Here is a 1,025-nt window from a genome sequence, read left to right on the forward strand (position 1 = left end):
TTCTTATAAACATTCAGGAGAATACCATCTTACTATGTGGTTTGATTCTGATAATAATAAATACGAAGCTGTTTATATTGGAGAAAGGGGCGGTGTTGAATTTGAGTATTCTTTTGATAGTGAAAAAGAAGCCATTGATAAAATGTTGCAAGAAAATTATTGGCATAAATATCATGATATCAAAGACATCAAAGAATATCTAACAAAAGAAGTAGCACTAAGAATCATCAAAGAAGAAAATCTAGAAGTGATTTGGTATGATGAAGCACTTAAACCTTTATGTGCAGGTATCAAACATGATAAACAAAGAGATAAATATATTTCTTTTATCACTAATGCTAAAGCAGAGCTTATAGAATGGAAAAGTATTGAATTTGATGGGGATAGATACAGTGAAACTTTTGAAAGAATAATTAACGATGAATTTCTAGCCCTTTATGCTCTTATCAATCGTGCCAGAATGATTAAACAAAATAGAATTAGCTTTGTGTAAATGTTTCAAGGTTAGGTTTTATCAAACAAATACCATAATAAAGGATAGAAAATGACAAGAGAACAAGCAGAATTAATTATAGAAGAAGAAAAGTTAATCTATGTAACTTGGCGTGATTATGATTATACAGCAGGAGAATATCATTTTACAATTTGGTTTAATCCTAATAACAATAAATATGAAGCTGTTTATATTGGAGAAAGGGGCGGTGTTGAATTTGAGTATTCTTTTGATAGTGAAAAAGAAGCCATTGATAAAATGTTGCAGATGAATTATAAACAAAAATATTTTAGCGTAAATGAAGACTATTCAATGCAAAATAGAAAAGAAGTAGCACTAAGAATCATCCAAGAAGAAAATCTAGAAGTGATTTGGTATGATGAAGCACTTAAACCTTTATGTGCAGGTATCAAACACGATAAACAAAGAGATAAATACATTTCTTTTATCACTAATGCTAAAGCAAAAATTATAGAATGGAAAAGTATTGAGTTTGATGGGGATGAAGAATTTGAAGGAGAAATATATAATG

The 1,025-nt window shown here is 29.1% G+C and carries 2 protein-coding genes; both read left to right on the top strand.

Annotated elements, in window-relative coordinates; all coding sequences use genetic code 11:
* Nucleotides 1-493 (top strand): hypothetical protein (locus tag AJ939_RS07280; protein WP_070276493.1); only part of this gene is annotated, 493 nt, incomplete at its 5' end.
* Nucleotides 494-544: 51 nt separating this feature from the next.
* Nucleotides 545-1,025: hypothetical protein (locus AJ939_RS07285; RefSeq protein WP_070276491.1), on the top strand; the 481-nt coding region annotated here is incomplete at its 3' end.

This window comes from Campylobacter sp. BCW_6889, from assembly GCF_001762535.1.
GTDB lineage: Bacteria > Campylobacterota > Campylobacteria > Campylobacterales > Campylobacteraceae > Campylobacter_D > Campylobacter_D jejuni.